23 protein-coding genes and 9 pseudogenes are annotated in these 25,484 nt (G+C 67.0%); 15 read left to right on the forward strand and 17 right to left on the reverse strand.

The window, feature by feature from the left end:
• The first annotated feature begins 177 nt into the window (after positions 1–177).
• Positions 178–1,377, forward strand: a complete 1,200-nt coding sequence (locus OG798_RS54865) for an IS110 family transposase (RefSeq protein ID WP_328760298.1) — start codon at positions 178–180, stop codon at positions 1,375–1,377.
• Between the two features lie 714 nt (positions 1,378–2,091).
• Here the strand turns inward: OG798_RS54865 and OG798_RS54870 are convergent.
• The 3 genes from OG798_RS54870 to OG798_RS54880 all read right to left on the reverse strand — a co-directional run bounded on the left by OG798_RS54870 (position 2,092) and on the right by OG798_RS54880 (position 5,346).
• Positions 2,092–2,481, reverse strand: coding sequence for a hypothetical protein (locus OG798_RS54870; RefSeq protein ID WP_328760300.1), 390 nt, complete (start codon positions 2,479–2,481; stop codon positions 2,092–2,094).
• A complete protein-coding gene (locus OG798_RS54875) occupies positions 2,478–4,886 on the reverse strand; it encodes a nitric-oxide reductase large subunit (protein ID WP_443054251.1) in 2,409 nt (802 codons plus the stop codon). Before OG798_RS54875 ends, OG798_RS54870 begins: the two co-directional genes overlap by 4 nt.
• Positions 4,887–5,199: 313 nt before the next feature.
• Positions 5,200–5,346 carry a hypothetical protein gene (locus OG798_RS54880; RefSeq protein ID WP_328760301.1) on the reverse strand — a complete coding sequence of 49 codons (147 nt, stop codon included), beginning with the start codon at positions 5,344–5,346 and terminating at the stop codon, positions 5,200–5,202.
• A 108-nt stretch (positions 5,347–5,454) separates the two neighbouring features.
• Between OG798_RS54880 and OG798_RS54885 the strand changes: the two genes are divergently transcribed.
• From OG798_RS54885 to OG798_RS54895, 3 genes are all read left to right on the forward strand, one after another.
• The gene (locus OG798_RS54885) at positions 5,455–6,960 is read left to right on the forward strand and encodes an ISL3 family transposase (RefSeq protein WP_328760303.1); all 1,506 of its coding nucleotides are present in this window, start codon (positions 5,455–5,457) and stop codon (positions 6,958–6,960) included.
• A gap of 480 nt (positions 6,961–7,440) precedes the next feature.
• The gene (locus tag OG798_RS54890; RefSeq protein ID WP_328760305.1) at positions 7,441–7,923 is read left to right on the forward strand and encodes a group III truncated hemoglobin; all 483 of its coding nucleotides are present in this window, start codon (positions 7,441–7,443) and stop codon (positions 7,921–7,923) included.
• Between the two features lie 193 nt (positions 7,924–8,116).
• On the forward strand, positions 8,117–8,392 hold the full coding sequence (locus tag OG798_RS54895; RefSeq protein ID WP_328760306.1) for a hypothetical protein: 276 nt from the start codon (positions 8,117–8,119) through the stop codon (positions 8,390–8,392).
• Here OG798_RS54895 and OG798_RS54900 read toward each other — a convergent pair.
• From OG798_RS54900 to OG798_RS54915, 4 genes and pseudogenes are all read right to left on the reverse strand, one after another.
• Positions 8,374–8,907 carry an RrF2 family transcriptional regulator gene (locus tag OG798_RS54900; RefSeq protein ID WP_328760307.1) on the reverse strand — a complete coding sequence of 178 codons (534 nt, stop codon included), beginning with the start codon at positions 8,905–8,907 and terminating at the stop codon, positions 8,374–8,376. The genes OG798_RS54895 and OG798_RS54900 overlap by 19 nt on opposite strands.
• Positions 8,908–9,174: 267 nt before the next feature.
• Positions 9,175–9,387 (reverse strand): annotated as a pseudogene (locus OG798_RS54905) (indolepyruvate ferredoxin oxidoreductase subunit alpha); the annotation flags it as partial.
• A 151-nt stretch (positions 9,388–9,538) separates the two neighbouring features.
• Positions 9,539–10,441, reverse strand: a pseudogene (locus OG798_RS54910) (IS701 family transposase); the annotation flags it as partial.
• On the reverse strand, positions 10,419–11,786 hold the full coding sequence (locus OG798_RS54915) for an IS4 family transposase (protein WP_328760308.1): 1,368 nt from the start codon (positions 11,784–11,786) through the stop codon (positions 10,419–10,421). The gene OG798_RS54915 and the pseudogene OG798_RS54910, both read right to left, overlap by 23 nt.
• A gap of 139 nt (positions 11,787–11,925) precedes the next feature.
• Here OG798_RS54915 and OG798_RS54920 point away from each other — a divergent pair.
• Positions 11,926–12,416, forward strand: a pseudogene (locus OG798_RS54920) (hypothetical protein); the annotation flags it as partial.
• A gap of 303 nt (positions 12,417–12,719) precedes the next feature.
• On the opposite strand, the gene OG798_RS54930 reads toward OG798_RS54920, so the two are convergent.
• Entirely contained in the window at positions 12,720–13,454 is a 735-nt protein-coding gene (locus OG798_RS54930; protein WP_328760310.1) for a DUF2249 domain-containing protein, read from the reverse strand.
• 85 nt (positions 13,455–13,539) lie between these two features.
• Between OG798_RS54930 and fdxA the strand changes: the two genes are divergently transcribed.
• The 3 genes from fdxA (at position 13,540) to OG798_RS54945 (ending at position 15,420) form a co-directional block, all read left to right on the forward strand.
• A complete protein-coding gene (gene fdxA, locus OG798_RS54935) occupies positions 13,540–13,866 on the forward strand; it encodes a ferredoxin (RefSeq protein ID WP_328760311.1) in 327 nt (108 codons plus the stop codon).
• An 850-nt stretch (positions 13,867–14,716) separates the two neighbouring features.
• Complete coding sequence (locus OG798_RS54940) at positions 14,717–14,995, forward strand: hypothetical protein (protein ID WP_328760571.1); 279 nt, start codon at positions 14,717–14,719, stop codon at positions 14,993–14,995.
• Complete coding sequence (locus OG798_RS54945) at positions 14,992–15,420, forward strand: hypothetical protein (protein WP_328760312.1); 429 nt, start codon at positions 14,992–14,994, stop codon at positions 15,418–15,420. Before OG798_RS54940 ends, OG798_RS54945 begins: the two co-directional genes overlap by 4 nt.
• Before the next feature lie 195 nt (positions 15,421–15,615).
• Here OG798_RS54945 and OG798_RS54950 read toward each other — a convergent pair.
• From OG798_RS54950 to OG798_RS54965, 5 genes and pseudogenes are all read right to left on the reverse strand, one after another.
• Positions 15,616–16,004: pseudogene (locus OG798_RS54950) on the reverse strand (aminotransferase class III-fold pyridoxal phosphate-dependent enzyme); the annotation flags it as partial.
• Between the two features lie 38 nt (positions 16,005–16,042).
• Positions 16,043–16,294 (reverse strand): annotated as a pseudogene (locus OG798_RS57015) (IS630 family transposase); the annotation flags it as partial.
• A 113-nt stretch (positions 16,295–16,407) separates the two neighbouring features.
• Positions 16,408–16,653, reverse strand: coding sequence for an HNH endonuclease (locus tag OG798_RS54955; protein ID WP_328760313.1), 246 nt, complete (start codon positions 16,651–16,653; stop codon positions 16,408–16,410).
• 9 nt (positions 16,654–16,662) lie between these two features.
• On the reverse strand, positions 16,663–16,818 hold the full coding sequence (locus OG798_RS54960) for a hypothetical protein (protein ID WP_328760315.1): 156 nt from the start codon (positions 16,816–16,818) through the stop codon (positions 16,663–16,665).
• Between the two features lie 343 nt (positions 16,819–17,161).
• Positions 17,162–17,890 (reverse strand): annotated as a pseudogene (locus OG798_RS54965) (IS701 family transposase); the annotation flags it as partial.
• A 71-nt stretch (positions 17,891–17,961) separates the two neighbouring features.
• On the opposite strand from OG798_RS54965, the pseudogene OG798_RS54970 reads away from it, so the two are divergent.
• From OG798_RS54970 to OG798_RS54980, 3 genes and pseudogenes are all read left to right on the forward strand, one after another.
• A pseudogene (locus OG798_RS54970) lies at positions 17,962–18,407 on the forward strand (transposase); the annotation flags it as partial.
• 111 nt (positions 18,408–18,518) lie between these two features.
• Positions 18,519–18,854, forward strand: a complete 336-nt coding sequence (locus OG798_RS54975; RefSeq protein ID WP_328760596.1) for a hypothetical protein — start codon at positions 18,519–18,521, stop codon at positions 18,852–18,854.
• A gap of 4 nt (positions 18,855–18,858) precedes the next feature.
• Complete coding sequence (locus OG798_RS54980) at positions 18,859–19,557, forward strand: helix-turn-helix transcriptional regulator (RefSeq protein ID WP_328760317.1); 699 nt, start codon at positions 18,859–18,861, stop codon at positions 19,555–19,557.
• A 342-nt stretch (positions 19,558–19,899) separates the two neighbouring features.
• On the opposite strand, the gene OG798_RS54985 is transcribed toward OG798_RS54980, so the two are convergent.
• Positions 19,900–20,367 carry a transposase gene (locus OG798_RS54985; RefSeq protein ID WP_328760319.1) on the reverse strand — a complete coding sequence of 156 codons (468 nt, stop codon included), beginning with the start codon at positions 20,365–20,367 and terminating at the stop codon, positions 19,900–19,902.
• A gap of 87 nt (positions 20,368–20,454) precedes the next feature.
• Positions 20,455–20,754, reverse strand: coding sequence for a hypothetical protein (locus OG798_RS54990; RefSeq protein ID WP_328760321.1), 300 nt, complete (start codon positions 20,752–20,754; stop codon positions 20,455–20,457).
• A gap of 757 nt (positions 20,755–21,511) precedes the next feature.
• Here OG798_RS54990 and ctaD point away from each other — a divergent pair.
• The 3 genes from ctaD (at position 21,512) to OG798_RS55010 (ending at position 24,132) form a co-directional block, all read left to right on the forward strand.
• Positions 21,512–23,167, forward strand: a complete 1,656-nt coding sequence (gene ctaD, locus OG798_RS55000; RefSeq protein WP_328760322.1) for an aa3-type cytochrome oxidase subunit I — start codon at positions 21,512–21,514, stop codon at positions 23,165–23,167.
• Positions 23,164–23,514 carry a hypothetical protein gene (locus OG798_RS55005; protein ID WP_328760324.1) on the forward strand — a complete coding sequence of 117 codons (351 nt, stop codon included), beginning with the start codon at positions 23,164–23,166 and terminating at the stop codon, positions 23,512–23,514. The genes ctaD and OG798_RS55005 overlap by 4 nt, the downstream gene beginning before the upstream one ends.
• A gap of 420 nt (positions 23,515–23,934) precedes the next feature.
• Entirely contained in the window at positions 23,935–24,132 is a 198-nt protein-coding gene (locus tag OG798_RS55010) for a helix-turn-helix domain-containing protein (RefSeq protein ID WP_328760325.1), read from the forward strand.
• A gap of 170 nt (positions 24,133–24,302) precedes the next feature.
• Here the strand turns inward: OG798_RS55010 and OG798_RS55015 are convergent, their stop codons facing one another.
• Positions 24,303–24,917 (reverse strand): transposase, encoded by a 615-nt coding sequence (locus OG798_RS55015; protein WP_328760326.1) that lies wholly within the window; start codon positions 24,915–24,917, stop codon positions 24,303–24,305.
• A gap of 17 nt (positions 24,918–24,934) precedes the next feature.
• On the opposite strand from OG798_RS55015, the pseudogene OG798_RS55020 reads away from it, so the two are divergent.
• Positions 24,935–25,271, forward strand: a pseudogene (locus tag OG798_RS55020) (transposase); the annotation flags it as partial.
• Between the two features lie 78 nt (positions 25,272–25,349).
• Here OG798_RS55020 and OG798_RS55025 read toward each other — a convergent pair.
• Positions 25,350–25,481, reverse strand: a pseudogene (locus OG798_RS55025) (helix-turn-helix domain-containing protein); the annotation flags it as partial.
• Positions 25,482–25,484 lie beyond the last annotated feature (3 nt).

Raw genomic sequence — 25,484 nt, forward strand, 5'->3', positions numbered from 1 at the left:
GGACCGGGTGTGGCTGATGATGGTTTGCCGTTGATGGCTCGAGGAGAATGGCCACCCGGTCCTCCGGGACGCTCCGACTGCTGATTGAGAACTGCGGGCATCGCTGGTTAAGGACCTGTCGGCGGAGTGTTCTTCGGGCCATGGAAGTGCTGGTCACGGAGGAACGGAGCGACGCAGTTGACCACCCGGCACGAGCGGATATGGGTCGGCATCGACGCCGGCAAGGGCCACCACTGGGCGGTGGCGGTGGGCGCCGACGGCGAGACGCTGTTCTCGACGAAGGTCCTCAACGACGAGGCCCAGATCCTGACTCTGATCGACACGGCCAGGGAGAAGGCCGACGAGGTGCGGTGGGCGGTGGACATCTCCGGCCGGGCTTCCGCCCTGTTGCTGGCTTTGCTCATCGCTCATGACCAGCAGGTCGTCTACGTGCCCGGCCGCACGGTCAACCGCATGACCGGCGCCTACCGCGGCGAGGGAAAGACCGATGCCAAGGACGCCCTGGTCATCGCCGACCAGGCCCGCATGCGCCGGGATTTCACCCCGATCGAGACGCCGCCGGAGCTGGTCTCCACGTTGCAGCTGCTGACCGGCTACCGACGCGACCTGATCGCCGACCGGGTCCGGCTCATCAACCGGCTGCGTGATCTGCTGGTCGGCATCTGCCCCGCACTGGAGCGGGCCTTCGACTACTCCGCTGCCAAGGGCCCGGTGCTCATGCTGACTGAGTACCAGACTCCGGCCGCCCTGCGGCGGATCGGTGTCAAGCGGCTGACCACCTGGCTGGAACGACGCAAGGTGCGCGGCGCCGGCGACATCGCCGCCAAGGCCGTCGACGCCGCCCAGTCCCAGACCACCGCCCTGCCAGGTGAGGAGCGGGCCGCCAAGCTGGTCTGCGACCTCGCCCACCAGCTCCTGGCCCTGGACGAGCGGATCAAGGACAACGACCGGGAGATCCGCGAGACCTTCCGCGCCGACGACCGCGCCGAGATCATCGAGTCGATGCCCGGCATGGGCCCGATCCTGGGCGCTGAGTTCGTCGCCATCGTCGGCGACCTGTCCGGCTACCGCGACGCCGGCCGCCTCGCGTCCCCCGGCCTGGCCCCGGTCCCGCGCGACTCCGGCCGCAGAACAGGAAACTACCACCGGCCCAAACGCTACAACCGGCGTCTGCGCTGGCTGTTCTACATGTCCGCGCAGTCCGCGATGATGCGGCCGGGCCCATCGCGTGACTACTACCTCAAGAAGCGCGCCGAGGGACTGATCCACACCCAGGCCCTGCTCGCTCTCGCCCGCCGCCGGGTCGACGTGCTGTGGGCCATGCTGCGCGACAAGAGGCTGTTCACCTCCGTCCCACCGGTCACGCAGGCGGCTTGACACGGTCATTGAGATTCTCCGCCCAGTCGATCCCGCAGGTGATCGTCAATCCTGTGTCCTCTCTCCCGGTGTTTGCCCAGCGTGTGAGCCTGTGCGGGGACACGCAGCGACCTAATAGGAGGGCTCGGCGGCCCGACATCCGATGAGCTGTTCGTGGCCCCAGCTGACCGCACGGCCCCGGTCTTCGGAGAGAGCTCTGCGGCTCGCGTGTTGAGGAGCGGGTGGTCGTACGGGCGGCTCGGGTCACGATCATCAGTGCCCCCACAGAGGCGATCGACACGCGCCCTCCGCAAGGGCACGGCGGCGGGGCCCTCTGCCTGTGGAGAGGAGTCCGGCTCCGAGTCTTGAGTAGGGGTCACCCGTCACCGTGCACTGCTATTAGGTCTTGAGCATTGCTCGGAAGCCGCGCCGTCAAGCATGACGTGGACGATCACGGCGTTGCCGTAGGTCTCGGGAACGGTGCTCGTGGTCATGGGGGATGTCCTCCCCATTCCTCGCCAACGGTCGGCGGGTGCCGGGGAGGCTCACGTCGGACTGTCCGATTGCTGGAGCCATGACGTCTGCTCGTATCCAGGGCGGCCGGCTGGCGAGACCGGAGGACCACGTGACGTGGTTGCGCAGGAGGACTGGGGTGCGGCTTCCGTACTCTGCCGCACCCCACCCGTCGTGATTCCATGCCCGACGTTCAGGCTCACTGCCAGCAGGCCGGCACCGTCAGAAGGGGGCGTCCTCTCCGGTACTGGGCTCAACTCGGGAGAAGATCCCTCGTAGAAGCGTTGCTGCCAGCGCCACGTGCGACAGGATCGCTCCCGCCAGGGCGGCGGCCTCGAGAGGACGATGGTTGCGCACCACCTCCACCAAGCCGAGGACGATGGCGACCAGACTGACGAAGGCAGAGACGGAATGGTGGAATCGGTGAGCCTCGGAGTGCGGCCAGTCCGCCTCGTTCGTTGGCGCGGGGGGTTCTGGCAGCGTGCGAAGGTGTCCTGTGAACAGCCGGGACCTCCAGGCGCTGGTGGGCTGGCGGCCGTAAAGGAACAACAGAGCTGAGACGCCGAACAGAACCACCAAGTAAGCGAGGATGAACGCCGCTTCGCCAGTCATCGAGTCGCCGCCTCGCTCGGCACGTCGCCTTCTGCTCCGCCGTCCAGGACGACCTCGGTGAACAGCAGGTCGCTCTCGGCAAACGTCTCAGGGTTCGAGGTGGTGCCGTGGGAGTTGCGATACCGGACGCCGAGCCAGGTCATCCACAGCACCGGCAGGATGCCGCCGACGATGAACACCACGTCGCCGGGCAGCCGCAGCCATTCCAAGAGCCCGTTGACCCCGTGCTGGATGTAGCCAAGGCTGCGGGCGTCGGCGTAACCGTCGTTGACGACCTTGTAGAGCTGCAGGGCGCCGCCCGGGAGGAGAGTGGCGAAACTCATCCAGGCGAGTCCGAGGTTGAGCGACCAGAAGGCGATGCGGGGCCAACGGTCCGACCAGCGGTTCTCGGGGACCAGGTAGCGCAAGGCGAAGAAGGCGAAGCCCACTGCGAGCATGCCGTACACGCCCATCATGGAAGCGTGTGCGTGGTTGGCGGTGAGACCGGTCCCCATCTCGTAGTAGGAGACGATGGGCAGGTTGATCAGGAAGCCGAAGACCCCGGCTCCCAGGAAGTTCCAGAAGCCGACGGCAACCAGGAACATCACGGCCCAGCGGTGCGGGAAGGGCGCGTTGGAGGCTCCGTGCCGGCGCGAGCCCAGTTGCAGGAAGCTCCAAGCTTCGATGGTCAGGAAGAGCAGGGGCACCACTTCAAGAGCGGAGAACAGTGCCCCCAGCGCCAGGTGTTCAGCGGGTTCTCCGGAGAAGTAGAGATGGTGCATGGTGCCGATGACGCCGCCTGCGCTGTAGAGGACGATGTCCAGGAAGATCACCGTCAGAGCCACTCGTTCACGCACGACGCCGAGGAGAACGAAGAGATAGGCGACCGTGACCGTGGTGAACAGCTCCAGGAAGTCCTCGACCCACAGGTGCACGACGATGAATCGCCAGAAGTCGGCTGCCGTGAATTCGGTACTGGGCGTGGCCAGAAGGCCGACCGCGTAGAAGGCGGGTAGCGCCAGCGCTGCCAGGAAGAACAGCCACGGCATGTTCGCGGCGCTCTCGGTGCGCAGACGGCGCCGCAATCCGCGGAAGAGGATGACGACCCAGACGATGAGGCCGACGACGAGGAGCACCTGCCAGAGCCGGCCGAGGTTGAGGTACTCCCAGCCCTGGTCGCCGAAGACGCTCCACCAGCTCTTGAACCAGCCGCGTTCACCGGCCAACTCGCCCAGCAGGCTGCCTGTGACGACCACGACGAGGGCGCCGAGCAGCAGTCGGGTGAGCAGGGCCTGACCCCGCGGCTCCCAGCCCCGGGAGATCAGGGGTGCGAGGAAGATTCCTATGGCGAGGAAGGAGGTCACCACCCAGAAGATGGCAAGCTGCGTGTGCCAGGTTCGGCTCAGGTTGTAGGGCAGTATCTGGTCCAGCGGGATACCGAAGAAGCTGCCGAGATCGGCTCGGTAGTGCTGGGCGGCCGCGCCGACCAGCGCTTGGGCCAGGAAGAGTGCTGCCATCACGAGGAAGAACCAGGCTGTGGCGCGCTGCGCGGGAGTGAGCGCCACCGAGTCGGGCGACCGGAACCGGATCTCTCCGCGTTCACGCTGATGCCAGCCCAGGAAGTTCCAGCGTCCGAAGGCTGCGAACAGCACGCCCGTGCCGACGAGCAGGAAGACCAGTGACAGGACACTCCACGTCACGGTGTGAGCCGTGGGCGAGTTGTCGACCAGAGGTTCGGCGGGCCAGTTGTTCGTGTACGAGTACTTCTGACCGGGCCGGTCGGCGGATGATGCCCATGCCGACCAGGCGAAGTAGGCAGTCAGATTGTGGATGTCGGTCGCGCTGGTCACTGCGTGCGGGCGAAGTCCCTGTCGGCCTTCGGGGCGACCGAGGAGGTCGGCGTAGTGCTTGGTCAGGGTTGCGAAGGCAGTTGCCTGAGCGTCGCTGAACTCAAGCGTGTCAGTGTCCGGACTATAGCGATTGGTGCGGAAGTCGGCGACTGTCCGGCTTCGGTGTTCGTGTTCCGTGTCCTTGCTGTAGCGCTGCTCGACCAGCGTGGCACTGCGATGCAGGTAGTCGGCGGTGAAGTCTGGTCCGAGGTAGGCGCCGTGGCCGAAGATGGACCCGTACTGCATCAGGCCATTCCGTAAGAACGCCTCTTGCCCGTGCTGGACGTCGTCACCGGTGAACAGGGTGCGTCCGTCGGAGGCCACCACCTTGGCAGGGATCGGTGGTTCGGCCTGGTAGGTCCGGTACGCCAGGAATCCGAGAACCAGAAAGCCACACAGCGTCACCAAGGCTGCCGCCTGGATCCAGCCCCGGCTGATCAGCCGAGCCCGCTTCAGCGAGGTGCCGGCGCCTTGGACTGGTGATTGGCCTCGCGGGCCAAGGTCTGGCCCCGTCTCGGGCGGGGTACTGGGCGGCATGATTCTCCTCTTGACACGGTGTGGATATTGGGCGGAAGAACTAAGGTCGGGCATGTTGTTCCAAGCAGACAGTGTACCAATTGTAGAAATTCGGCGGACGTCCCGCTTCAGTCATCTGACTGAAGCCGAGGATGCGGAGGCGGTGACCTCGGAGGAGACATCACGGAGACAGCCGCCCCGCAGGCCGGCACGCTTGAGCGCTCGGTGACCTGCCGGTCCGGGGAGCGCGCCAGGGAGGTGCGACGCGCACCCGCCGCTCCACACCTCTTCGTCGACGGATCACGCCACCCTGGTCGCTCTCTCGCCCGGCCTCTCACCACGCTTCTTCCGCCTCTTCACGTGGGACCTCCATGCCCAGGGCCGGCAGCATCCGCAGCACGACAACAACCGCGGCGCCGCGCATGCAGCCGCGCCGACCGGCAGAGGTGTGGTAGTCCGTGGCCACCAGGTCGGCGCCCATGACGGTCTGAAAACGCGGAAGTATTCGTGGGGGGCGTCGCAGCGGCGTGCGGTGCCGGCGCTCGCCGACAACAGTCGCCTCCTGGCCGTGCCCGCTGCGCAGGCCTCAGTGAGGCTCAAGGCAACGGCCTGCGGTTGGACGCCATCTTGTCCGGACTGTGGTTGTCCAGGGCGTCGCATCCACTCTCGCTATACACGCCGGCTGGCTGAACGCCCGGTGATGGGACGGCGATTGGTGATCTCGCTGCAGGTGCGCCGGTTCTTCTGTGAGCAACGCACCTGCAGTCGGCGAACCTTCGCCGAGCAGGTCCCGGACCTCACTGAACGGCAGCGGCGGCACAGCGTCGGCCTGCGCCGATGGATGCGAACCATCGCCACGTTCCAGGGTGGCCGCCCCGGTGAACGCCTGTGCCGAACACTACAGTTACCGGTCGGCCGCACCCACCTGCTGGGCCTGCTCACCGCCCCGGCAGTGCCCGAGCAAGCGCCTCGGGTGCTGGGGGTCGACGAGTTCGCTTTCCGCAAGGGCTGGCGCTATGGCACCGTCCTGGTCGACGTGGAAGCGGCCCACGTGGTGGACGTCCTCCCCGACCGGGACGCGGTCACCTTCGCCGACTGGCTGCGGGAACATCCCGGCACAGAGATCATCTGCAGAGACCGGGCCAGTGCCTACTCCAGCGCTGTGCGCGACGCGGCACCGGACGTCCAGGAGGTCGCCGATCACTGGCACCTACTCGCCAACCTCTCCTCTGGCGTCGAGAAGACATGCCACCAGCACCGTCCCTGCCTGCGGAAACAGGCCGAAGCCGAACGGGACGCACAACCCCGGCCGATCATCAATCCGCTTCCCCCGCCGACACTGCCGCCCACGAAGATCGCGGTCCGCACCCGGGACCGGTACGCCGACATCCACCGCCTGCTCGCAGAAGGATCCTCCGTCTCCGCCATCGCCCGCCTCCTGCACCTGGACCGCAAGACCGTCCGCCGCTTCCGCGACACCGACCTCGACCAGCTGCTCTCCTCCAGTCGGCATGGACGCCCCAAAGGGGTCCTGGAGCCGTTCACCGCCTACCTGACCGAGCGGTTCACCGACGGTGTCACCAGCCCCACCGACCTTTTCCGCGAGATCCAGCAACGCGGTTACCAGGGAAGCGATCTGCCAGTACGTCGCTACGTGGCCGGGCTCAGGACGGGAACCGTCGAACCCGCCCGCGGCGCCATCCCCAGTCCTCGCAAGATCACCAAGTGGATCATGCTGCCCCGCGGCACTTTGCGGCCGCACGAGGAAGACCAGCTCCTGAAGGTGCGGCTGGCCTGCCCCGACGTTGCCCGGGCCTGCGACCTCGCCCGCACCTTCCACGACCTGCTCCAACACCGGCGCGGACATCAGCTGTTGGAGTGGGTACGCGAGGTCGAACGCGATGCGCCGGCCCCGATCCTCTCCTTCGCGCAGAGCCTCTGCCTAGACCTCGACGCCGTCACCGCCGGCCTCACCCTCCCCTGGAGCTCGGGCATCGTCGAAGGCCACGTCAACCGCATCAAGACCATCAAGAGAGCCATGTATGGCCGAGCCTCGTTCCGCCTCCTCCGCACCCGCATCCTGCTTCGGGCATGACCTGGGGATTCACGGCATCGCGGCCAGAACCAATTTCGTGATCGCTCACACGTGGGTTCGGAGCCCTTGACCCTGTGGAGCGCGAGGTGGGTGAGACCGCCCGCCCTTGGCGCTTCGACCGAAATGGCCACCGTCTGCTACCCCGCCAACCGCACGGTCACCCTGGCCTTTGCCGCAGTCGCCAAGGACCAGGGAGTGGGCCCGGCGATCTTCCGACCTAGCGGGGGCAACCGCAAGGGTGGCGGAGAACGCCAAGCACTCGGCACCCTCCTTCACGCGATCCCCGCCCACTGATATCCTCTAATTGTCTAGGAGAATTATCGAGGTCAGGTCCGGCGGCGAGGTTGCGGTGCACCGCCGACCCAGTGGCTCATTACAGGCGAGAAGCCACCCCTGACCGCGTTCCGCTCATGTCCGCCTGGAGGCCCTCAGCATGCTGTCCTCTCCCCCGCTCGGCTCGGTGTGCCCGGAGGTACCCAGATGACCGAGCTCCCGAAGCACGGGAACCACTCCGATCGGCCCGATATCCGCGGCCGCTCCGACGTCGAGTTGCTGGTGACCGAGTTCTACTCCGCCGCGTTCGCCGACCCTCTGCTGGGCCCCGTCTTCGTTGACATCGCCCGAATGGACCTGGCCGAGCATCTGCCGGTGATGTGCGACTTCTGGGAGACCGTGCTGTTTCGCGCTGGGCTGTACCATAGGAACGCCTTGGCGGTCCACGTGGCGCTGCACGCCCGTGCGCGCCTGACATCGGACCACTTCGCACGGTGGCTCTTCATCTGGACGCACACGGTCGACCGGCGCTTCTCGGGCGGCAAGGCCGAACTCGCCAAAGAACAGGCCCGCCGCATCGCCTGGTCGCTCGGACAGCGGCTCAACGGCGCCAGCGGCAGCGAGTTCGTCAAAATCCGTCGCCGACCCCACTCCTCTGACCAGGAAGCGGCCCCGCCGGCCCAGGCCTAAGGATCCGGACCATGAGATCCCACCGTCCGCCGAGGCCGGCGATGCTGGCCGGGCCGACCGACACCCCCCAGGTCCTGGATGCTCGCGCCATCGTTACGCTTGTTGGCCGTAGTTCGCGCCGGACAGCTGGTCCAGGAAGACACCACGTCTTCCTCCCCATCCGTGCTCCAGCCGCCCTACTCTCGGCCGGGCCATGCAGACGCTCCACCGCACCGGATACACCTTGTACGCCACCAACGCTGGGGCGCCCCGCATCGTCGTCACCGGCCGCCGCCCACCCACGCGGACCGTATCGCGCACGTACCCGAAGGCGGCCGGCAGCCGTGAGGTCACTGCAGGCCTGCTGGAACGCCACCAGAAACAGTTGAACAAGGAGGTCGGCCGCCGCACCGGTCTGCTCCGCGCCTTCTCCGTCCGAGCCGTGGCCCCGCCGCCTGGTCAGCGCCGGACTCACCGAGCAGGCCGATGAACCGAACAACGCTGCTGCATCGACTCGGACATCCTCACACCTTGCATCAACGGCGCAATGGCCAAGACGGGCCCTCCCGCCATGCATAACTGAGACGTCACGCGGGCTGGTTCGAGGCTGGGGCGTTCGAAGCATGCCGGTACTTCCAGGTCACAGACCCGTACTCCGTCCAACGACGCCCAGAATGCGGCCTGCGCCTGTCTCAACGCATCCACCAGCCTGCATGATCCGGGCCCTGGAGTCTGATCGGTGTCGTGCTCGAGGTGCTGGAACTCGCGCACCAGCCAACCCACGGTGACTTGACTGCCCACCTCAGTAATGGCAAGACCACCACCGCGACCTCGGCGTGCGTCGATCAGGCCGAGGTCGACCAGGCGGCTGACGACTTTCGCCGCATGCGTGTACCGCACCATCAGCCGTTCCGCTGCCTCATGCGTGGTCATCAGCGCCCCTCGGCTGGTCGACAGGCACACCACTATCCCAATCGCGATATCAGTGGACTTGCTCAACCTCATCACTCAGAGACCTCGTTAACGACAGCGGAGGAGGAATGCCCCCTGGACTGGGCCCGCGTCAAATGAGGCCGCGTACGTGGTCCAGGGCCCCATGGCGCAGGCCTTTTGTCATGCGTCGGTGGCTGTGGGCTGATGATTCGAGCTGCCGCACAGCTGGGCTCCGGTCGCCATAGGTTCCTGGCTACCCGTGAGCAGGCTGAGGCCCAGCACGAGCTGGGCGAAGACTCTGGCGACCTCCAAAGTCCGTCGAAGAACTCCGCCTTCCTTTGCCTGCGGGTAGTTCTTCCGCTCGGCAGGCACGTCGTCTTCAGAGAAGTTCGCCTCAACTGGGCACACCGGCTCACAGGCACCGCAGTCGACACACTCGTCGGGATGGATGCAGGGCGATCGCTGCCTCTCGTAGATGCAGTCGACCGGGCACTCCTCGACACATGTTTTGCCCTTCACGTCCACACATGGCTGCGCGATCGCACAGATCATCGGCCCCACCTCCGTCGGCGTCGCCCGATGTAGCCAATTTATCCAATGGACTATGACACTCGCTAGTAGGGCTTGGTCAGGTTCGTATCAATCGGTGTGGGTATGTTGCGGTGGCAGGTGGGGCAGGCGCCGGTCCAGAGGGCGAGGAGTGTCTGTAGCTCACGAAGCGGGAGTACATCCGCTTACGGCCAAAGCGGCCGGTGCCGGGCCGGGAGCCCTCCCGCCACTGCACCGGCCTGGCCGCCTTCCGGCCCGCCGCGATGACCAACTCCTTCACCGAGCGCGGCTTGTCGGGATACTTGGCCACCGGCGGGCGTCCGGTCCCGGAGTACGGCTCGGCCACCGGCACCGCGTCGGCGGGCTGGGCCGACAGCGTGGTGGAGATCCCCACCACGTAGTTCAGGCCGCGGGCCTTGAGTCCGTGCCGGAACGCGGCAGCGTCGCCGTATCCGGCGTCCGCGACGGCCAGCGGCACGTCGATCCCCCACGAGCGGGTCTCATCCAGCATGTCCAGGGCCAGCTGCCACTTCTCCACATGCCCGACATCGTCCGGGATGCCGCAGGCGGTGCGGCGGGCGACCTTGTCCGCATCGGCCTTCGGCGAGGCGGGATCCCAGGTCCGGGGCAGGAACAGCCGCCAGTTGACCGCCGCCGAGGCGGTCTCGGACGCGAGGTGGAGTGAGACGCCGACCTGGCAGTTGGTGACCTTGCCCGCGGTGCCGGTGTACTGCCGCGACACACACGCCGAGGCAGTCCCGTCCTTCAAAAACCCGGTGTCGTCGAAGATGAGGGCCTTGGGCCCGATCGCCTCCTCCATCCGCCAGGCGAGCTGGGCCCGGATGTGCGCCGGGTCCCAGGGGCTGGTGGTGATGAAGTTGGCCAGTGCCTGACGATTGCCGTCCTCCCCGAGCCGGGCGGCCATCGGCTCGACCGACTTACGCTGCCCGTCGGTCAGCAGCCCCCGCAGATAAACCTGCCCCCACCGGCGCTGATCCTTACGCGCAAACGGCTCGAACACCTCCGCCGTTGCTTTAGCCGTCAGGCCCGGCGTCAATGTCTCCGTCCTTGACCATCTTGAAGTCCAGCGTGTACGCCTGCACGGTGCGCGGGTGTTGGTCCCGCTGGAACTGGTACTTGCTGGATGTCTTGCGGTAGCGGGCCTTCAGGCGTTGGCGGCGCTGTTCGGGGAGGAGGTTGGCCAGCACGGCCCGGCCGATAGCCCCGATCAACAACGTCGTACTGCCCCGGGCCGGCCCCGGGGCGACGATGATCTGGTCCGCGGCGGCCTGGAACAGAACGGTGAAGCTCACCCGCTGAACGGACAGTCCCGGCCTGGCCGTCGTGACATCGCCGGCCATGCGGATCAGCGACTGGTAGACCGTCAGCAGTGCGAAGATCTCCTGCTCAAGACCGGGGACACTGCGTGAACGCAGCACTCGCCCGTCCAAGATCGTGGACTTCAGCGAGAAGTAGCAGGTCTCCGCCTGCCAGCGCCGGTGGTAGAGCCGCAGCAGGTCGTTTGCCGGGTGGCTGTCGGCATCCAGAAGATTGGTGAGCAGCCGCCACAGCTCCGTGCGCCGCGTGCCGTCGGCGAGGACGACGGTGAGCCACGCCTCGACCACCCGCACCTCCACCCGCTGCCCGCTCGCCCTGGCACGGTGGCGGCGCGGCAGGACTGCGGTGAGGTAGGAGCCGTCGGGCAGGGGGCGGCGCACAGTCGGGCGCCGCTTGCGGGTCGAGCGCAGCACGAAACGGGCCCCGGTGTCCTGCACAGCCTCAAGGAAGTCGAACGCGTCGTAGTAGGCGTCTGCCAGCAGGAGCATCGACGCGTCCAGATGTCCCAGCAGACGGCGCGCGTAGGCGAGTTCGCCGACGTCGTCGGGTCCGAAGACCGCGTCCACCAAAGCCCCTGTGCCGCACTCCACGAGGGCGACCAGGCGCACCAGCGGGTAGCCGAACGCGCGGACCCTGCCGATGTGTTTGCGAAAATGCCAGGTCACCGCTTCCTCGTCGGGAGCGGACAGGGTGGTGCCGTCGACGGCGACCAGGCGCAGGCCCTGGTAGAAGGCGCAGGACTGGTGATGGTCGGCCACTGGTCCGGCCAGGATCGAGAACAGGTGGCGCAGCGGTCCGCTTCCCAGCCGGCGCCGGGCACGTGCCAGCGACGAGGGGCACGGACGGGCCACGGGCACGCTGCCCAGTCCCGCCGTGAGCTTGGCCCATACCGCCTGATAGGAGGATCGCTCGAAGAAGGCGAGGGCCAGCACGAAGTACACCACGACGCGCGCCGGGAGCAGCCGCACCCGCTGCGTGCGGACACCGGTGTCCTCCAGGACCGCGTCGACTAACTCGGGGTCGATGATCTCGGTCAACTCGCCCAGATGGCCAGGCGCGTACACGTCCAGGGCTGTCGCGCCTGACCTGACGCTGACAAAATTCTGAGGCAACGGGACCTCCGGGACACTCGCAATGGCTTCGACACCATGCGAACTACCAGAGGTCCCGCCCTCTTGACAGGGCGCACACACCCTTAACGCACTGGCGTTGCACGACGCGGGACACGACCGTGAGTTCGGTCCGTGGCCGACGGTCTATGGCCGCTTCCGGGTCTGGAGGGATGCCGGCGTCTTCACCGCATTGCTGGAAGGCGTGATCGCCGAGGCCGCCCGCCAGGGGCAGACGGATTTGTCCCTGGTCAGCGTGGACTCCACCACCGCCCGCGCCCATCACGATGCTGCCGAGATGTGCATCGGCAAGGAGGTCATGGACGCCCTTGAGGAAGCCGCCGCCGACCAGGAGCGGGCCCGGCAAAAGGGGGCGGCCCGCCGGAACAGAACGGACAGGACGAACGTGGCGACCCCGACCAGGAAGAGCGGCGGCACGTCAGGCGACGGCGCAAGCTCCGCTTGAAGGAGGCCCTGCTCGGCAGGTCCCGTGGCGGGCTGACGAGCAAGGTTCATCTTGCCGCGGACCGCAAGTGCCGTCCGTTGTCGCTCGTCCTGACCGCCGGACAGGCCGCGTGGCCACCGCCGCGTACGTGTGCTGCCGCGTGATAGAGCACGACGGCGTCCTTCCGGAATTCCTCCAGGTACGGAGACTGGCGTCCCACCTGGCCCTCCCTTCCTGGACCTTCAAGATCCACGGTCAGGGTGTCCACTCAAAGGATCAGCCTCAGGATGCTTGGCCAGCGGATGAGGTTGGCATCGAGTTGGCACTCCGGCTCGGCCAATTTCCACGCGGCTGCGCCCAACGCGGACGCTGTGCCGGTCAACGCCCCAATGTCGCATAGGACGCGGGGTACGGCTTCCTACTCTTCATCGAGCGAGTGCCGTTCAGTCTTCGGTCCCCGCCTGCCTGCCGACGCGGATCTGCCACTGCTCGGGTCCGGATTCGACGTACTCCCAGGTAAAGGCGTCGGGGTAGGCGGCCTGGAACTCGCGGCGCAGCGGCTTGGGGTCGTGGTTATTGACCAGGGTGAAGGTCTCACCGGGTGCCAGGCGGGCGAATCGGGCGAAGATCCGCGGATGCCGCTGGCCGTGCGGAAGCTCGCGGACATCGACAACCGCGGGACTCTCCAGGCGCCCGCCGCCGAGCAGCGTCTCAAGGTCCGCAACCAGGGCGGGCAGGTCGGCACCAGGAAGGCCGACGAGGGCGGGCAGGAGCACAGTCCGCTCCACCAGGAGATGAGCCCAGAGCGCTGCCTCGATCGCCCGCGCGATCGCCGCGGCGGAGGTGGCGTCGTCGGCCGAGGACAGTTTGTCGATGTACTGGTCAAGGACCCGCGCGGTGGTACGCAGGGCGCGGACCAGCAACCTGGTCTCGGCCGCGCCCGATGCGGTCGCGTACAGGGCTTGGTCGCAAGCGCTCAGGTAACGATGCAGGTCACTGGTGCAGAAATCGATCAGGGCGGTGCGGAGCGGCTCCCGGGCGTCTGCGACGGGTTCGACCTCCGTCAGCGTGGTCAGCTTGCCCCGCAGCAGCTGCTGGATCTGTTGAAGCGCGCCCTGCGCCTGGACGGCCGGGTCGGTCTCGGTCGACTCGATGTAGATCTCGGAAGATGACGTCACAGTGGCTCCCCTCTCTCCCCACGATTATTACATGTACTATATAGAAAAATCCTCTCGGATGTTGGCGCGGTGAAGGGAACAGGTCATGACGTATGTGATCGCGCAGCCGTGCGTGGACGTGAAGGACAAGGCGTGCGTTGAGGAGTGCCCGGTCGACTGCATCTACGAGGGGCAGCGGTCGCTCTACATCCACCCCGACGAATGTGTCGACTGCGGCGCGTGCGAGCCGGTCTGTCCGGTCGAGGCAATATTCTACGAAGACGACTTGCCGGAGAAGTGGAAGGACTACTTCAAGGCGAACGTCGAGTTCTTCGACGAGCTGGGCTCTCCCGGCGGCGCCAGCAAGCTGGGCCTGATCGAGCGCGACCACCCGCTGATCGCCGCGCTGCCCCACAGCGACCAGGAGGGGTGAGGCGACGTGACCTCCGCACGGAAGAGTCCTCGCCGTCGGCAGGTGAGGGGAGGATCTGCGCGCTGCCGGGACGCCGCTGTGCGTGACGGAGGTGGCCGAGCGGATCCGCGTCCACCCTAACCCGTGCGCTTCCACCTGGACGCCCTCGTAGCCGCGGGCACGGTCGAAGAGCGCGTCGAAGAGCTCGCCGGCCGCGACGCCCGCGTACCGTCCACGCCGCGCAGCGCGGGATGGACCGCGGCGGGAATCGGGGATACCGCCTGCCGGCCCAGATCCTGCACAGCCGGCCGGCGTCGACCCGACCCGAAACGGGTACGGTGGCCGCGGAGGCGGTCCGGGTGTGGGGCCGCTTCCTGACCGATGCCGCCCTTCCAGCAGCCGACGGCCGAGGAGTCCGCCGCCCGGCTCGCCACGCTGTTGGACGACCTGGATTCCACCCCACCCCGGAGGGCGGCGGCGAAGGCCGGGAACCAGAGCGGATCCGGTTGCGGTACTGCCTTCCTGGAACTGGCCGAAGAGCAGGGACAGTTGGTCATCCCATCCACCTGGGCCTCATGCAGGGGTCCTTGGCGGAACTGGGCGCACCAGTGGCAACGACCCGCCTGGAACCGTTCGCCGAACCCGACTTCTGCCTCGTCCATCTGGCGCCCGCATAGCCCCTGCCAACGACCACACTCCTGAACCCGTCACCCACCACAGTCAAGGAGACGTCCATGCACATCGCCGAAACCGGCACCGCTGACCGCCGGCGCGCTCCCCTCCCCGGCGGCCCGACCGCCGAAGTGCTCATCCCCCCGGCGTCTCCGAGCAGGTAGCCGTCTTCCGCATGGAGATTCCCCCGGGCGGCAGCATGCCCGAACACGACCACAGCAGCTCGCAGATCGTCCTGGTGCCGCTGTCGGGGACGGTCGAACTGCGCCACGACGGCGAGAGCCGGACGCTGTCCGCCGGTTCGGCACGCACATCGCCACCGGAGAGCGTGTCGCTCTCGCCAATCCCGGCACCGAGCCTGCCTCGGTCATGGTGGTGGCCTCACCACCTCAGTTCGCGGAGCGGCTGGCATCCTGGCCCGCGGCCTGACCGGCCCGCTGCAACCGACTCCCGCAGGAGAAAGGGAACACATCCATGAACACCATGTCGGCCGCCGTGGCGAGTGCAGCCACCTTCGTCTGGCTCGGAATGGTGCTGGCGATCTCCTTCCTGGAGGCACCGCTGAAGTTCCGCGCTCCGGGGGTGACCGTCCCCATCGGGCTGGGCATCGGCCGGCTGGTCTTCCGAGCGCTGAATCTCGCGGAGGCCGCCCTGGCCGGCGCGGTCATCATCGCGGTCGTCGTGGGCGGCGCGCCTGCTGTGGTCACCTTCCTGACCGTCGTGGTTTCCCTCCTGCTGCTCGACCAGCTGGCTGTGATCCGCCCTCGGCTCAACCGCAGGTCCGACCGAGTACTGGCCGGAGAGGACCTCCCGCGCTCGCGCGGCCACATGTATTACGTGGCCGCCGAGGTGGCCAAGGTCGTCGCCTTGTTCGGCCTGGGGATCAGCCTGTTGACGGTATGACGGTATGACTGCACCAGCGCCGGCGCCAGACACGCTGTCCGAACTTGGCAACGGTGAGCAGTGCGGCAGCGTCCTCCAGGGCCTCCAGGCAGGTGGTCCCCGCGGTCAGCGCGATGCGATGAGGGTCTGGCGGAGCGCGTGTTCGTAGCTGCCGTGGACTGTTGATTTCGGTGCTGCGTCCGGTAGAGGCGGCCGCAGCAAGGCGGGGTCGTCGCTGCGGAGGGTGCCGTTTTGCTCACCGGGCTCCCAGACATCGAGTTCGGGCTTGAACAGGCACAGCGACATGGGCAGGCCGCACCCGCTGATCGACTTCGAGACGGTGACGATGTCGGGCACGAACCCGGCCTCCTCGAAGGAGAACAAGGCGCCGGTGCGGCCGCAGCCCATCCGGATGTCGTCGACGATGAGCAGCATGTCCTGCGCTCGCGCAGCTCCTTCAGAGCGCTCAGCCACTCCGGCCGCGCCACGTTGATGCCGCCCTCGCCCTGCACGGTCTCCACGATCACGACGGCCGGCTTGCCGAGTTCGGACTCCTGGTCCTCCAGCAGCCGCTCGAACCACAGGAAGTCGGGTAACTGGCCTTCGATTTCTCACCTTTTCGGATTGGCTTCGGGGGATCTGGGGTGAGGGTCAGTCCGGTTTCGGTGAGGCAGCCGTTGATGAGCTCGGGGTGACGCTGGATGTGGGCAAGCCCTCGGCGGAGAGTGCGGGTGAGGTGGTCGGGGGCGGTGAATACGGTGTTGGCCATCGGCCCGCGCCGTAACCACGACCAGATGCCTTCCACGGGATTCAAGTCCGGGCTGTAGAAGGTCAGTTGGACAATGGTGAGCCATTCGTGGCCGGCAGCGTACTTGCTCAACCCGGCAGCACGGTGGGGTGTTCAAAGTGAGGTAGGCCGCCGGCGAGGTGCCCGTGGATCGGGTCCTTTTCCGTCGGCCCCCTCCCGAACCGTGCAGGCAGCTTTGACCGCACACGGCTCTCCAGTGATTACTTCCGGGGAAGAGCTGAGCCTCGTCCTGCATGGATGTTGTGGTGGCAGGCGGAGCAGACCACCAGGGTCTTGCGTCGCCGCGCTGCCATCAGGGTCATCCACGGCGGCCGATCCGGCCGACCGGGCCTGTTGAGATCGGCGAGCTTCCGCAGGTGGTGGACTTGAAGTCCCTTTCCCGCGCCGCAGATTTCGCATTTCCCGGCCAGGAGCCGATGGATCAGCTCGTTGCCCGGGCTGGCCATGGTCGGTCGTCAGTCGGTCAGGACGGCGGTGCGTTTGCGGATGAGTGGGATCCCGCCGAAGCGGGCGATCAGTAGTTTCCTTCCCGCGTCGCGCTGCACCACGGCCTCGAAGCAGATCCGGGGTCCGACCGGAGTGCTGATGGTCGCCTTGAAAGCGCGGGCCATCGCCGGGACGGTGGATCGGTGCTTCGCGGCCAGTACTACAGCCGGAGATCTTGAGGGTCGGTGATCGGCGGGATCGGCCGGTGGTGTGCCCAGGGCTGTAGGCGGAGCGGAAGTGGGTCACCGCGGCGTCGGTAGTGGCTGACCTGGGCTCGGGTCTGGTGCAGGCGGCGCCATAACTCGCAGGTCAGGACGGTTTCGACGGGGTGGTGCGGGTTGAGGCGGGTGGCGGCCAGGCAGTGCCGGATGGTGTGGACGGAGGGCCGCAGCAGCGGTCCACGGATCAGCCAGCGACCTCGCTCACGCCGGGGCTGTGGTCTTTTCCCAGGTCGGCCCCCTCTCCCGGCGCTGGAGCGGGTTCGGGTATCTGGGCGCGTTGGACGGCCAGGAAGGCGCTGGCCAGCATGCAGGCAGTGACGTGCCGGTGCCAGGGCGTCCACTTGCGGACCTGGTACTGGGCCAGGCCGACGAGCTGCTTGTTGATCTCGTTGTCCTCCTCGATCTGCCAGCGTCCGCCGACCCGCGCGATGATCTGCGAGACCGTGATCCCGGCCGGGGCGTGGACGAGGAAGTAGGCGACCTCGCGGTGCAGTTCGCCGTCCTTGGCGCGCCGGTTGGGGTGCAGTGAACGCCGCAGCACCAGCCAGTGGGTGAAGGTGTCGGCGGGGTCCTCGTCCTTGACGTGCACGGCGAAGGCGGTCCAGTCGTAGAGCCGTTCGCCCTTGGCGCCGTCCCCGCAGGAGCGGCGTTCCCACTGGTCACGGGTCTTTGCGTAGTGCAGCAGGTCATCGGCTCGCGTGACGGCCGGCTGACGCGGCTTGCCCGGCGGACCGTCCAGCGGCAGGTCGACCGGGACGCCGAAGACGTACGGCGCGCTCTGCCGGTGACACCAGGCGCGCAGTTGCGGGTCCCGCCCGTAGCCGGCGTCCGCCAGGATCCAGGCGAACGGCACCTGCGCGGACCGGGCCTGCTCGAGCATGGCGATGGCCAGCTCGGGCTTGGTGGCGAAGGCGACCTCATCAGGAATGCCGGCTTCCCGGCAGCGGTCCCGGTCGGTGGTCCAGTCCTCGGGCAGGGCCTGTGTGGAGTTGTGATCTCGTGGGCCCCGGCGCGGGAGGGTCGGGGGCCTTGGAGTAAAACGGTGGGGTGTCTCGACCTCAACTTTCGGATGCCGAGTGGGAGTTCATCTCCCCATTCCTGCCGGTCGGTGAGTACGGGCCGTACCCGGAGAACCTGCGGGCGCACTTCGAGGGCGTCGTGTGGCGGTTCAGGAACGGTGCGAAATGGCGGGAGTTGCCCGAACGATTCGGACACTGGTCCACCGTTTACGGCCGGTTTCGGCAGTGGCGGGATGCTGGGGTGTTCACCGCGGTGTTCCAGGGCGCGATCGCCGAGGCGGCGAAGCGGGGCCTGGTGGACTTGTCGCTGGTCAGCGTGGACTCGACCACGGTCCGGGCCCATCATGATGCTGCCGGGATGATCGTGGAGCCCGAGATCCTGGACGCGTTGGAGAAGGCCGCCGCGGAAAAAGGGGCGCCAGCCAGGAACAAGACGGGCAACTGGACCAGGAGCGGGAAGAACGACGACGGCGGTCCGGCGGGAGGCCACTGATGACTACCACGGAAACCGATCTGCCCCTGGTGAGCGCCCAAGAGACCGACGTCGTGCGAGGCGCTGCGCTTCGTACAGCGGCGGGAGCCTCAGTGATCGGCGGGCTGATCCACTATGCGGCGGTCCCCGAACACCTCTCGGAGGGATGGCCGTACGGGCTCTTCTTCACTGCACTGGGTGCCTTCGGATTCGTCTGGGCCGTCCGCATCTGGTTCGGCCCGAACGTTCCGCTCGTGACCGCCGGGCTGTCGTTCAACATCGGCTGTATCGCGCTGTGGGCGGTCAGCCGTACGACCGGACTGTCATTTGGCCCGCAGGCGGCCAGCGGTGAGTCTCTGAACCTGAGAGAGTTCCTGTGCCCCCGACGGACGATCGTCCGTCGGGGGCACAGGAACTCTCGGTTTCTCCGAAACATCTGTCATAATTGACTTTATGGTGGATTCTAGTACTGGTAAATCAGGTCGGGAGCTTGCGGGTGAGACCCGGCAGGCTGTTCTGGATCTGCTGCGCGCCTCCGGAAAGGCCCTTACGGTGCAGCAGATATCCACGGCATTGGGCCTTCACACCAACACGGTCCGGTTCCACCTGGCCCGTCTGAAGCAGGACGACCAGCTCAGGGAGGAGCAGGCGACCGCAGTCGGCCCCGGCCGCCCGAGCATGGCCTACACGGCTGCCCCGGCAGCGGGCAGCGAAGCCGGGGAGGGCTACCAGCTCCTCGCCGAGATTCTGGCGGGCCATCTCGCGTCCACGTCCCCGGAGCCCGAGGCGGCATCGATTGAGGCCGGCCGGGAGTGGGGACGCTTCCTGGCCGAGCGGCGGGCTCCGTTTTCGCACGCGACCAGGGAGGAAGGGCTCGGTCAGGTGCAGGCTCTGCTCGCCCGTCTGGGCTTTCATCCGGAAGTACAGGAGGAGGACAACCGGATCCTCCTGCACAATTGCCCCTTCCGCGAGCTCGCCGACGACCGGCCGGGCATCGTCTGCTCGATTCACCTGGGACTGATGCGCGGAGCCCTCTCGGAGATCGGAGCGCCCGTCGAGGTCACCCACCTCCAGCGGTTCGAGGCCCCACATCCCTGCATCGCGGAATTGAGCAGCTCACAGGAGCAGGGTGAGCGTGACGCTCCAGGATGACGTCGGCAAGCGCTCCTTTTTCTAACAGCCCGGTGGCTCCATGTCGCAGCCACATGCGTCGCTTCAGGCAGGCGAACGTTCTCCGGTCATGCCGTGTGCCCGCCCATTCTTCTGCGCGTACAGCGCCCGATGAAGTGTGGGCGGTCTGCCCCATCTTGCGGCGCACTTAACCTCGATTCGTCGGCAGGGTTGGGCTGCTGATCGGTTCGGCGGTTCGCCCGTAATGTCCTTGGCCGGTGCAGGACAGGCCGTCGCGTGACGCCGCGGCTGCGCCGGGTTCCACGGCCCGGAGACTGCGGCGGTTCCCCTCCTTTCTGATCCTTGTCGGGGCGGTGCCGGCCGTCAGGTGACGGCCGGAAGCTGGGTGAGCCGCCTCCAGCTGATGGTGAACGCGGATGCCCAGGGCCAGGTCCGCTCGATGCACAGATAGCGGCGGCGGGCCAGGCGGGCGGGCAGGTGGTAGAGGCGCAAGCGCATGGTGTCCGGCTCGGCGTCCGCCAGGTCCTGGCTGTAGTGGAGGGTCAGCAGACGGAGCCAGGCGTCGAGGTCGGCCGCGAGGTTCGCGGCGAGCATCCAGCCTGTGTCGATCTGCCATGACTTGGAGGGCAGGTTGTGCAGGCCCATGCCCTTGCTGGTGCGGATGCGGTCTTCGACCTCGGCGTGGTCGCGGTGCAGGGCGTCGAGGAACTGGATCTGGTGGGAGCCGGCGATGCCCCACGTGTGGCGGATGTTCGTCGCCGTGATGGAGTACCGCCAGCTGGTCTTCGTCTCGAAGGTCAGCTTCTTCAGCTGCCGCCGGGACGGCCGCACCCTGCGTCAGCCGCATCCCCTCTGGCCAACCCTCGCGCGTGTTCACGCCGGTCACCACGGTCGGCCGGATCTGGCGGCAGTTCCAGCTCAAGCCGCGTCTGGCGCCTCCAGCCCGGTCAGCAGTCGACGCACTGTCGAGTCCGAAACGGGGTTACCGAACAGGCCCTGGTGGTGGCGCTGGAGCTGCTCCGCCTCCAGCACACTCCTGGCGCCGAGCACGATCGCCACGGCGAGCTGGACCAGCACCCCGACCCGCTCCCGCCAGCCGCTGGCTGCGCTGGAGGGCAGTACACCCGCGAGCCCCCGTGTCAGCCCGATCCGGTCCGCCAGCCGGCGCAGCAGCACCACCCCCGCATGCCCCACCAACCCCTTCCCGTCGGCCGTCACGACAGTCCCCGGTCCCACCCTGTACGCTCGACCACCAGAAGGGTGTCCTGACTCCTGCACCGGCTACGAACTCGACACTCGCATCCTTGCAGCTCAGCGGCACCTTTCTGCTGTCATGGTGTCAACTCACCTAATTCCGCTGAATAGCCGGGGTTAACAGTTTCGAGCCTGCCACAGGCTGCTGTCGGACAAGAGGCGGCCCCCTGCAGTTCCAGCCCCAGCCATCCCACTGGGGGCTCCGGCCCCCATGACGGCGATTGCGATCCCTCGCCACAGCCACAGCAGACGTCAACAGCGCCGGCGTAGATCACTTCCATGAAGCGGACGGGTGCGCACGCTCCACAGTCGATGCGTTCGTCCGGGTGGGGGGTAGAAGGCTCTCAGCCTGTGCGCAGGTGCATTCGACACGGCACTCGTCGACGCAGGCGCGGTCCTTCACGCCCACACAAGTCTGCGCGATCACGTAGGGCACGGTGGCTTCCTCGGCAGGTGCGAGCTTTTAGACGAAAAATACATGTGTTAATCTGCCTCAAGTTGCCTGACCTGCCTGTCGAGAGGTCGGCAGGTTTCTTTGCCAAGTCACCGCCGAGGTCAACCTCTGCTCCGTAGTACAGGAGTTGGCTGACGAGGGCCCTCTGTAATTTCTCTATGTGGTACCCGCACGAATCTGAAGAACCCCTCCCAGGCACGGTGAGTCGTGCCTGGGAGGGCGTCCCAGAGCCGGCTCCGTGCCGATCGGAAGGAACCCGGAGTGAGTATGAACGTGCCTGTCCCGACGACTGTGTTCCCGTCGCCGGTTCGCGTGCCTGGCGGGGACCGGGGCAGGAGGGGGGTCGGCTGGCTGACGACGACCGATCACAAGGTGATCGGCAGCCTCTACCTGGTCACGGCGTTCGCGTTCTTCCTGCTCGGCGGAGTGATGGCGCTGCTGTTGCGCGCCGAACTGGCCCGGCCGGGCCTGCAGATCTTGACGAACGAGCAGTTCAACCAGACGTTCACCATGCACGGCACGGTGATGCTGCTGATGTTCGCGACCCCGCTGTTCAGTGGCTTCGCGAACTGGATCATGCCCCTCCAGATCGGTGCCCCCGACGTGGCGTTCCCGCGCCTCAACATGCTCGCGTACTGGCTCTATCTGTTCGGGTCGCTGATCGCCGTGGGCGGTTTCCTCACCCCGCAGGGTGCGCCAAGCTTCGGCTGGTTCGCCTACGCACCGCTGTCCGACGCCGTGCACAGCCCCGGCATCGGTGGCGACATGTGGATCATGGGTCTCGCCATGTCCGGCTTCGGCACGATCCTGGGTGCCGTGAACTTCATCACGACGATTGTGTGTCTGCGCGCCCCGGGCATGACGATGTTCCGGATGTCCATCTTCACCTGGAACGTCCTGCTCACCTCACTGATCGTGCTGATCGTCTTCCCGGTGCTGGCCGCCGCGCTGTTCGCCCTGGAGCTGGACCGCAAGTTCGGCGCCCACATCTTCGACGCGGCCAACGGCGGAGCGCTGCTGTGGCAGCACCTGTTCTGGTTCTTCGGCCACCCCGAGGTGTACGTCATCGCGATTCCCTTCTTCGGGATCATCTCGGAAGTCATCCCCGTCTTCGCCCGCAAGCCGATGTTCGGCTACCTCGGCCTCGTCGGGGCGACCATGTCCATCGCCGGCCTGTCCATCACCGTGTGGGCACACCACATGTTCGCCACAGGAGGCGTACTCCTGCCGTTCTTCTCCTTCATGTCGATGCTCATCGCGGTCCCGACCGGGGTGAAGTTCTTCAACTGGGTCGGGACGATGTGGAAGGGCTCCCTGAGCTTCGAGACCCCGATGCTCTGGACCCTCGGCTTCATGGTCACCTTCCTCTTCGGCGGACTGACCGGTGTCCTGCTCGCCTCACCGCCCATCGACATGCACGTGACCGACTCCTACTTCGTCGTGGCCCACTTCCACTACGTCGTCTTCGGCACCGTGGTCTTCGCGATGTTCGCCGGATTCCACTTCTGGTGGCCCAAGTTCACCGGCAAGATGCTGGACGAGCGACTAGGCAAGATCACCTTCTGGACACTCTTCCTCGGCTTCCACGGGACCTTCCTCGTCCAGCACTGGCTCGGCGTCGCCGGCATGCCCCGCCGCTACGCCGACTACCTGGCCTCCGATGGCTTCACCACGCTCAACACCATCTCCACCATCAGCTCGTTCCTGCTCGGCATGTCGATCCTGCCCTTCCTCTACAACGTCTGGCGCACCGCCAGGTACACGCCTCGGATAGAGGTCGACGATCCATGGGGCTACGGCAGGTCCCTGGAATGGGCAACCTCGTGCCCGCCCCCACGCCACAACTTCACCCACCTCCCCCGCATACGCTCCGAATCCCCGGCATTCGACCTGCACCACCCCGAAGTGGAGACAGCCAGGTGAACCCCGACCGCGACCTCCAAATCAGCAACGAACTCGCGCTTGGTCTCAACGACATCATGGAGTACCTGGCCCGGCAGGCTGAGTTGAAGAAAGTACGCGACGCCGCGGAGACCTTCGCTGACCGACTGCCATGGCTGACGACCCCTGAGCGCGAAGCTGTGGTCGAGGTGTACACCGCTGACCGGCAGGACGTATCGCATGAGGTCCTGTTGCGCATCGCCGACCGCACCGTCGAACTACGGGGAGAGTACGAGGCTCGCTACCAGGCCCTCCGCGCGAGACTCATCTCAGCGTGGATGATCGTCATTGCCGTCTCAGTGATGTTGACCTCGTTCGTGGTGCCATAGGCCGGCCACGGCGCTGCTTGTGGGCCACCGGTCCGGTCGGGGCACCGCAGGTGCGGGTGTGGGGAAGCAAGTGGTTCCGCGCCCTTGGTCCGGGGTGCCCGCCTCCTGCCGATGCTCCTCCGGTGATGGGGCGGACCGCGCACAGCGAGCAGCACCTGATCCACGTCCCGGCTCCGTACCGCTGATGGCCCTGTCCGGCAGTGGTCTGGCCGGTGCAGCGGCAAGGCGGACGGCACCGCAGACCGGCAAGCTACAACATGCCGTCGCACAGCAGGCAAGGGTCATCACGGTGGTGTGTGTACGCAACGGGACGCTGGAGAGGGGCCGATCGCGCCAGGGACGGAGGACAGGGCGATGGCGGGGGCGTGGGATGCTCCGGGCATGTCCCGAAGCAGCAACGACAAGGTGCCTCGCGACTAGGTGATCGATGACCCCTGGCCGCACGCTGCTCTCGCGCACTACGGCCAGGCACTTGCCCGCAACATCGAGCGTGCCCTCGCCTCCAGCGGCCACAGCATGCGCGCCCTGGCGAACGCCATGGGCATCACGCACTCCACCATCAGCCGGGTCGCCCATGGACGTGTCCCGCGGGACCTGGGCACCCTGGCTCGCCTGTAGGTTGCCATCGCCTTCCACATCTGGCCCGGTCCTGCGGCCGTGCCATCTCCCGCCGCCCGCCAGTAGCACCGGCCAGGGGGCTCATCTCCCGCACGGTGCGCTGGGCTCGCGCGGTGTCGCACTATTCCTCTAGGCCCAATGCCGTGACTCTGTTGGTGATGTTGGCGGGGTCATGTGGCGGCTGAGCACAGGGTGCGGAAGCGGGTGGCCCGGCGTCGCGTTCTGGGTTCGGCATCGAGCCAGTCCGCGACACGGACGATGTTGCAGGCCAGCGCGGTGAGCACGTGCTGGACGTGCGTCTTCTTCAGGCCGCGGTAGCGGGAACGGCGCAGACCGTGGGCTCGGACGTTCTGCGAGAGGGTGGCTTCGGTTCCAGCCCGGATCGCGTAGCGGCGCTGCCACTCTTCGGTGGTCTGGTCGAGTCTGTTGTGCGTCTGGATCTCGTGGAGTTCGCGGGTGGGCAGCAGGGCGAGGGCTCTTGGCCGGGTGGCAGAGGTGGTGCACTGCGGGCGGACTGGGCAGGCCTGGCAGTCGGCTTTGGCGAACTTGACCTGGATGTAGTCGTGTCCGCTGATCCGCAGTGGTCTCCACTCACGGCTGACCGCGCCCTGTGGGCAGGTGGCCTGCTGGTTGTCCCAGTCGACGGGGAAGGCCGATTTGCCGAAGCCCGAACCGGCCTTGGCCTGGCGGCTGTGGTCGGGGACCACCGGGCCGAGCAGCGTGATGCCGTGCACCCGAGCGGCCCGTTCGATGTGTGCCGGGGTGGTGTAGCCGGCATCGACCACGTGCTCGCAGGGCAGTAATCGAGACCGGCATCCCGGTCTACTTCGCCGACCCGCACAGCCCCTGGCAGCGCGGCACCAACGAGAACACGAACGGCCTGTTGCGCCAATACTTCCCGAAGGGAACTGACCTTTCTCGATGGGCGGCTGAGGCCCTCGCCGAGAGCTTCTGGCAGGGGCTGAAGAGAGACGATGCACCAGAGGCTCTTCACGACGATCAGCCAGGCCAGGCTGGAACTCTTCCAGTGGCTGACGTACTACAACGGGCGAAGGCGCCACAGCTCGCTCGGCTACCTCTCACCCGTCGAGTTCGAACAGCAGCACCAAACAGAACGTAGACTCACACTCGCGGCATGAACCCCTGTGTCCACACTCCGGGGGGCACCTCACCGAGAAGCGCACCCACGACTACGTCCGGCACGGCACCACCCCGCCGGCGGCCGAGGCCCGGTAGTCCAGGCGGCCGCCGCGCGTTGCCGCGTTGCGCCGCAGCTCCCGCGAGATTGTCGACGGGGACCGGCCCAGCCTGCGAGCAACCTCCCGCACCCCGCACTTTTTGACAGCCAAATC

The organism is Streptomyces sp. NBC_00271, assembly GCF_036178845.1.
Lineage (GTDB): Bacteria > Actinomycetota > Actinomycetes > Streptomycetales > Streptomycetaceae > Streptomyces.

Coding starts and splice junctions, on each gene's coding strand:
- OG798_RS54870 (WP_328760300.1), bottom strand. CDS start 2,481: ATGACTGGCGAAGCGGCGTTCATCCTCGCTTACTTGGTGGTTCTGTTC.
- OG798_RS54875 (WP_443054251.1), bottom strand. CDS start 4,886: ATGCCGCCCAGTACCCCGCCCGAGACGGGGCCAGACCTTGGCCCGCGA.
- OG798_RS54880 (WP_328760301.1), bottom strand. CDS start 5,346: ATGGGCGCCGACCTGGTGGCCACGGACTACCACACCTCTGCCGGTCGG.
- OG798_RS54890 (WP_328760305.1), top strand. CDS start 7,441: ATGACCGAGCTCCCGAAGCACGGGAACCACTCCGATCGGCCCGATATC.
- OG798_RS54895 (WP_328760306.1), top strand. CDS start 8,117: ATGCAGACGCTCCACCGCACCGGATACACCTTGTACGCCACCAACGCT.
- OG798_RS54900 (WP_328760307.1), bottom strand. CDS start 8,907: ATGAGGTTGAGCAAGTCCACTGATATCGCGATTGGGATAGTGGTGTGC.
- fdxA (WP_328760311.1), top strand. CDS start 13,540: ATGACGTATGTGATCGCGCAGCCGTGCGTGGACGTGAAGGACAAGGCG.
- OG798_RS54940 (WP_328760571.1), top strand. CDS start 14,717: ATGCCCGAACACGACCACAGCAGCTCGCAGATCGTCCTGGTGCCGCTG.
- OG798_RS54945 (WP_328760312.1), top strand. CDS start 14,992: ATGAACACCATGTCGGCCGCCGTGGCGAGTGCAGCCACCTTCGTCTGG.
- OG798_RS54955 (WP_328760313.1), bottom strand. CDS start 16,653: ATGGCCAGCCCGGGCAACGAGCTGATCCATCGGCTCCTGGCCGGGAAA.
- OG798_RS54960 (WP_328760315.1), bottom strand. CDS start 16,818: ATGGCCCGCGCTTTCAAGGCGACCATCAGCACTCCGGTCGGACCCCGG.
- OG798_RS54980 (WP_328760317.1), top strand. CDS start 18,859: ATGGTGGATTCTAGTACTGGTAAATCAGGTCGGGAGCTTGCGGGTGAG.
- ctaD (WP_328760322.1), top strand. CDS start 21,512: ATGAACGTGCCTGTCCCGACGACTGTGTTCCCGTCGCCGGTTCGCGTG.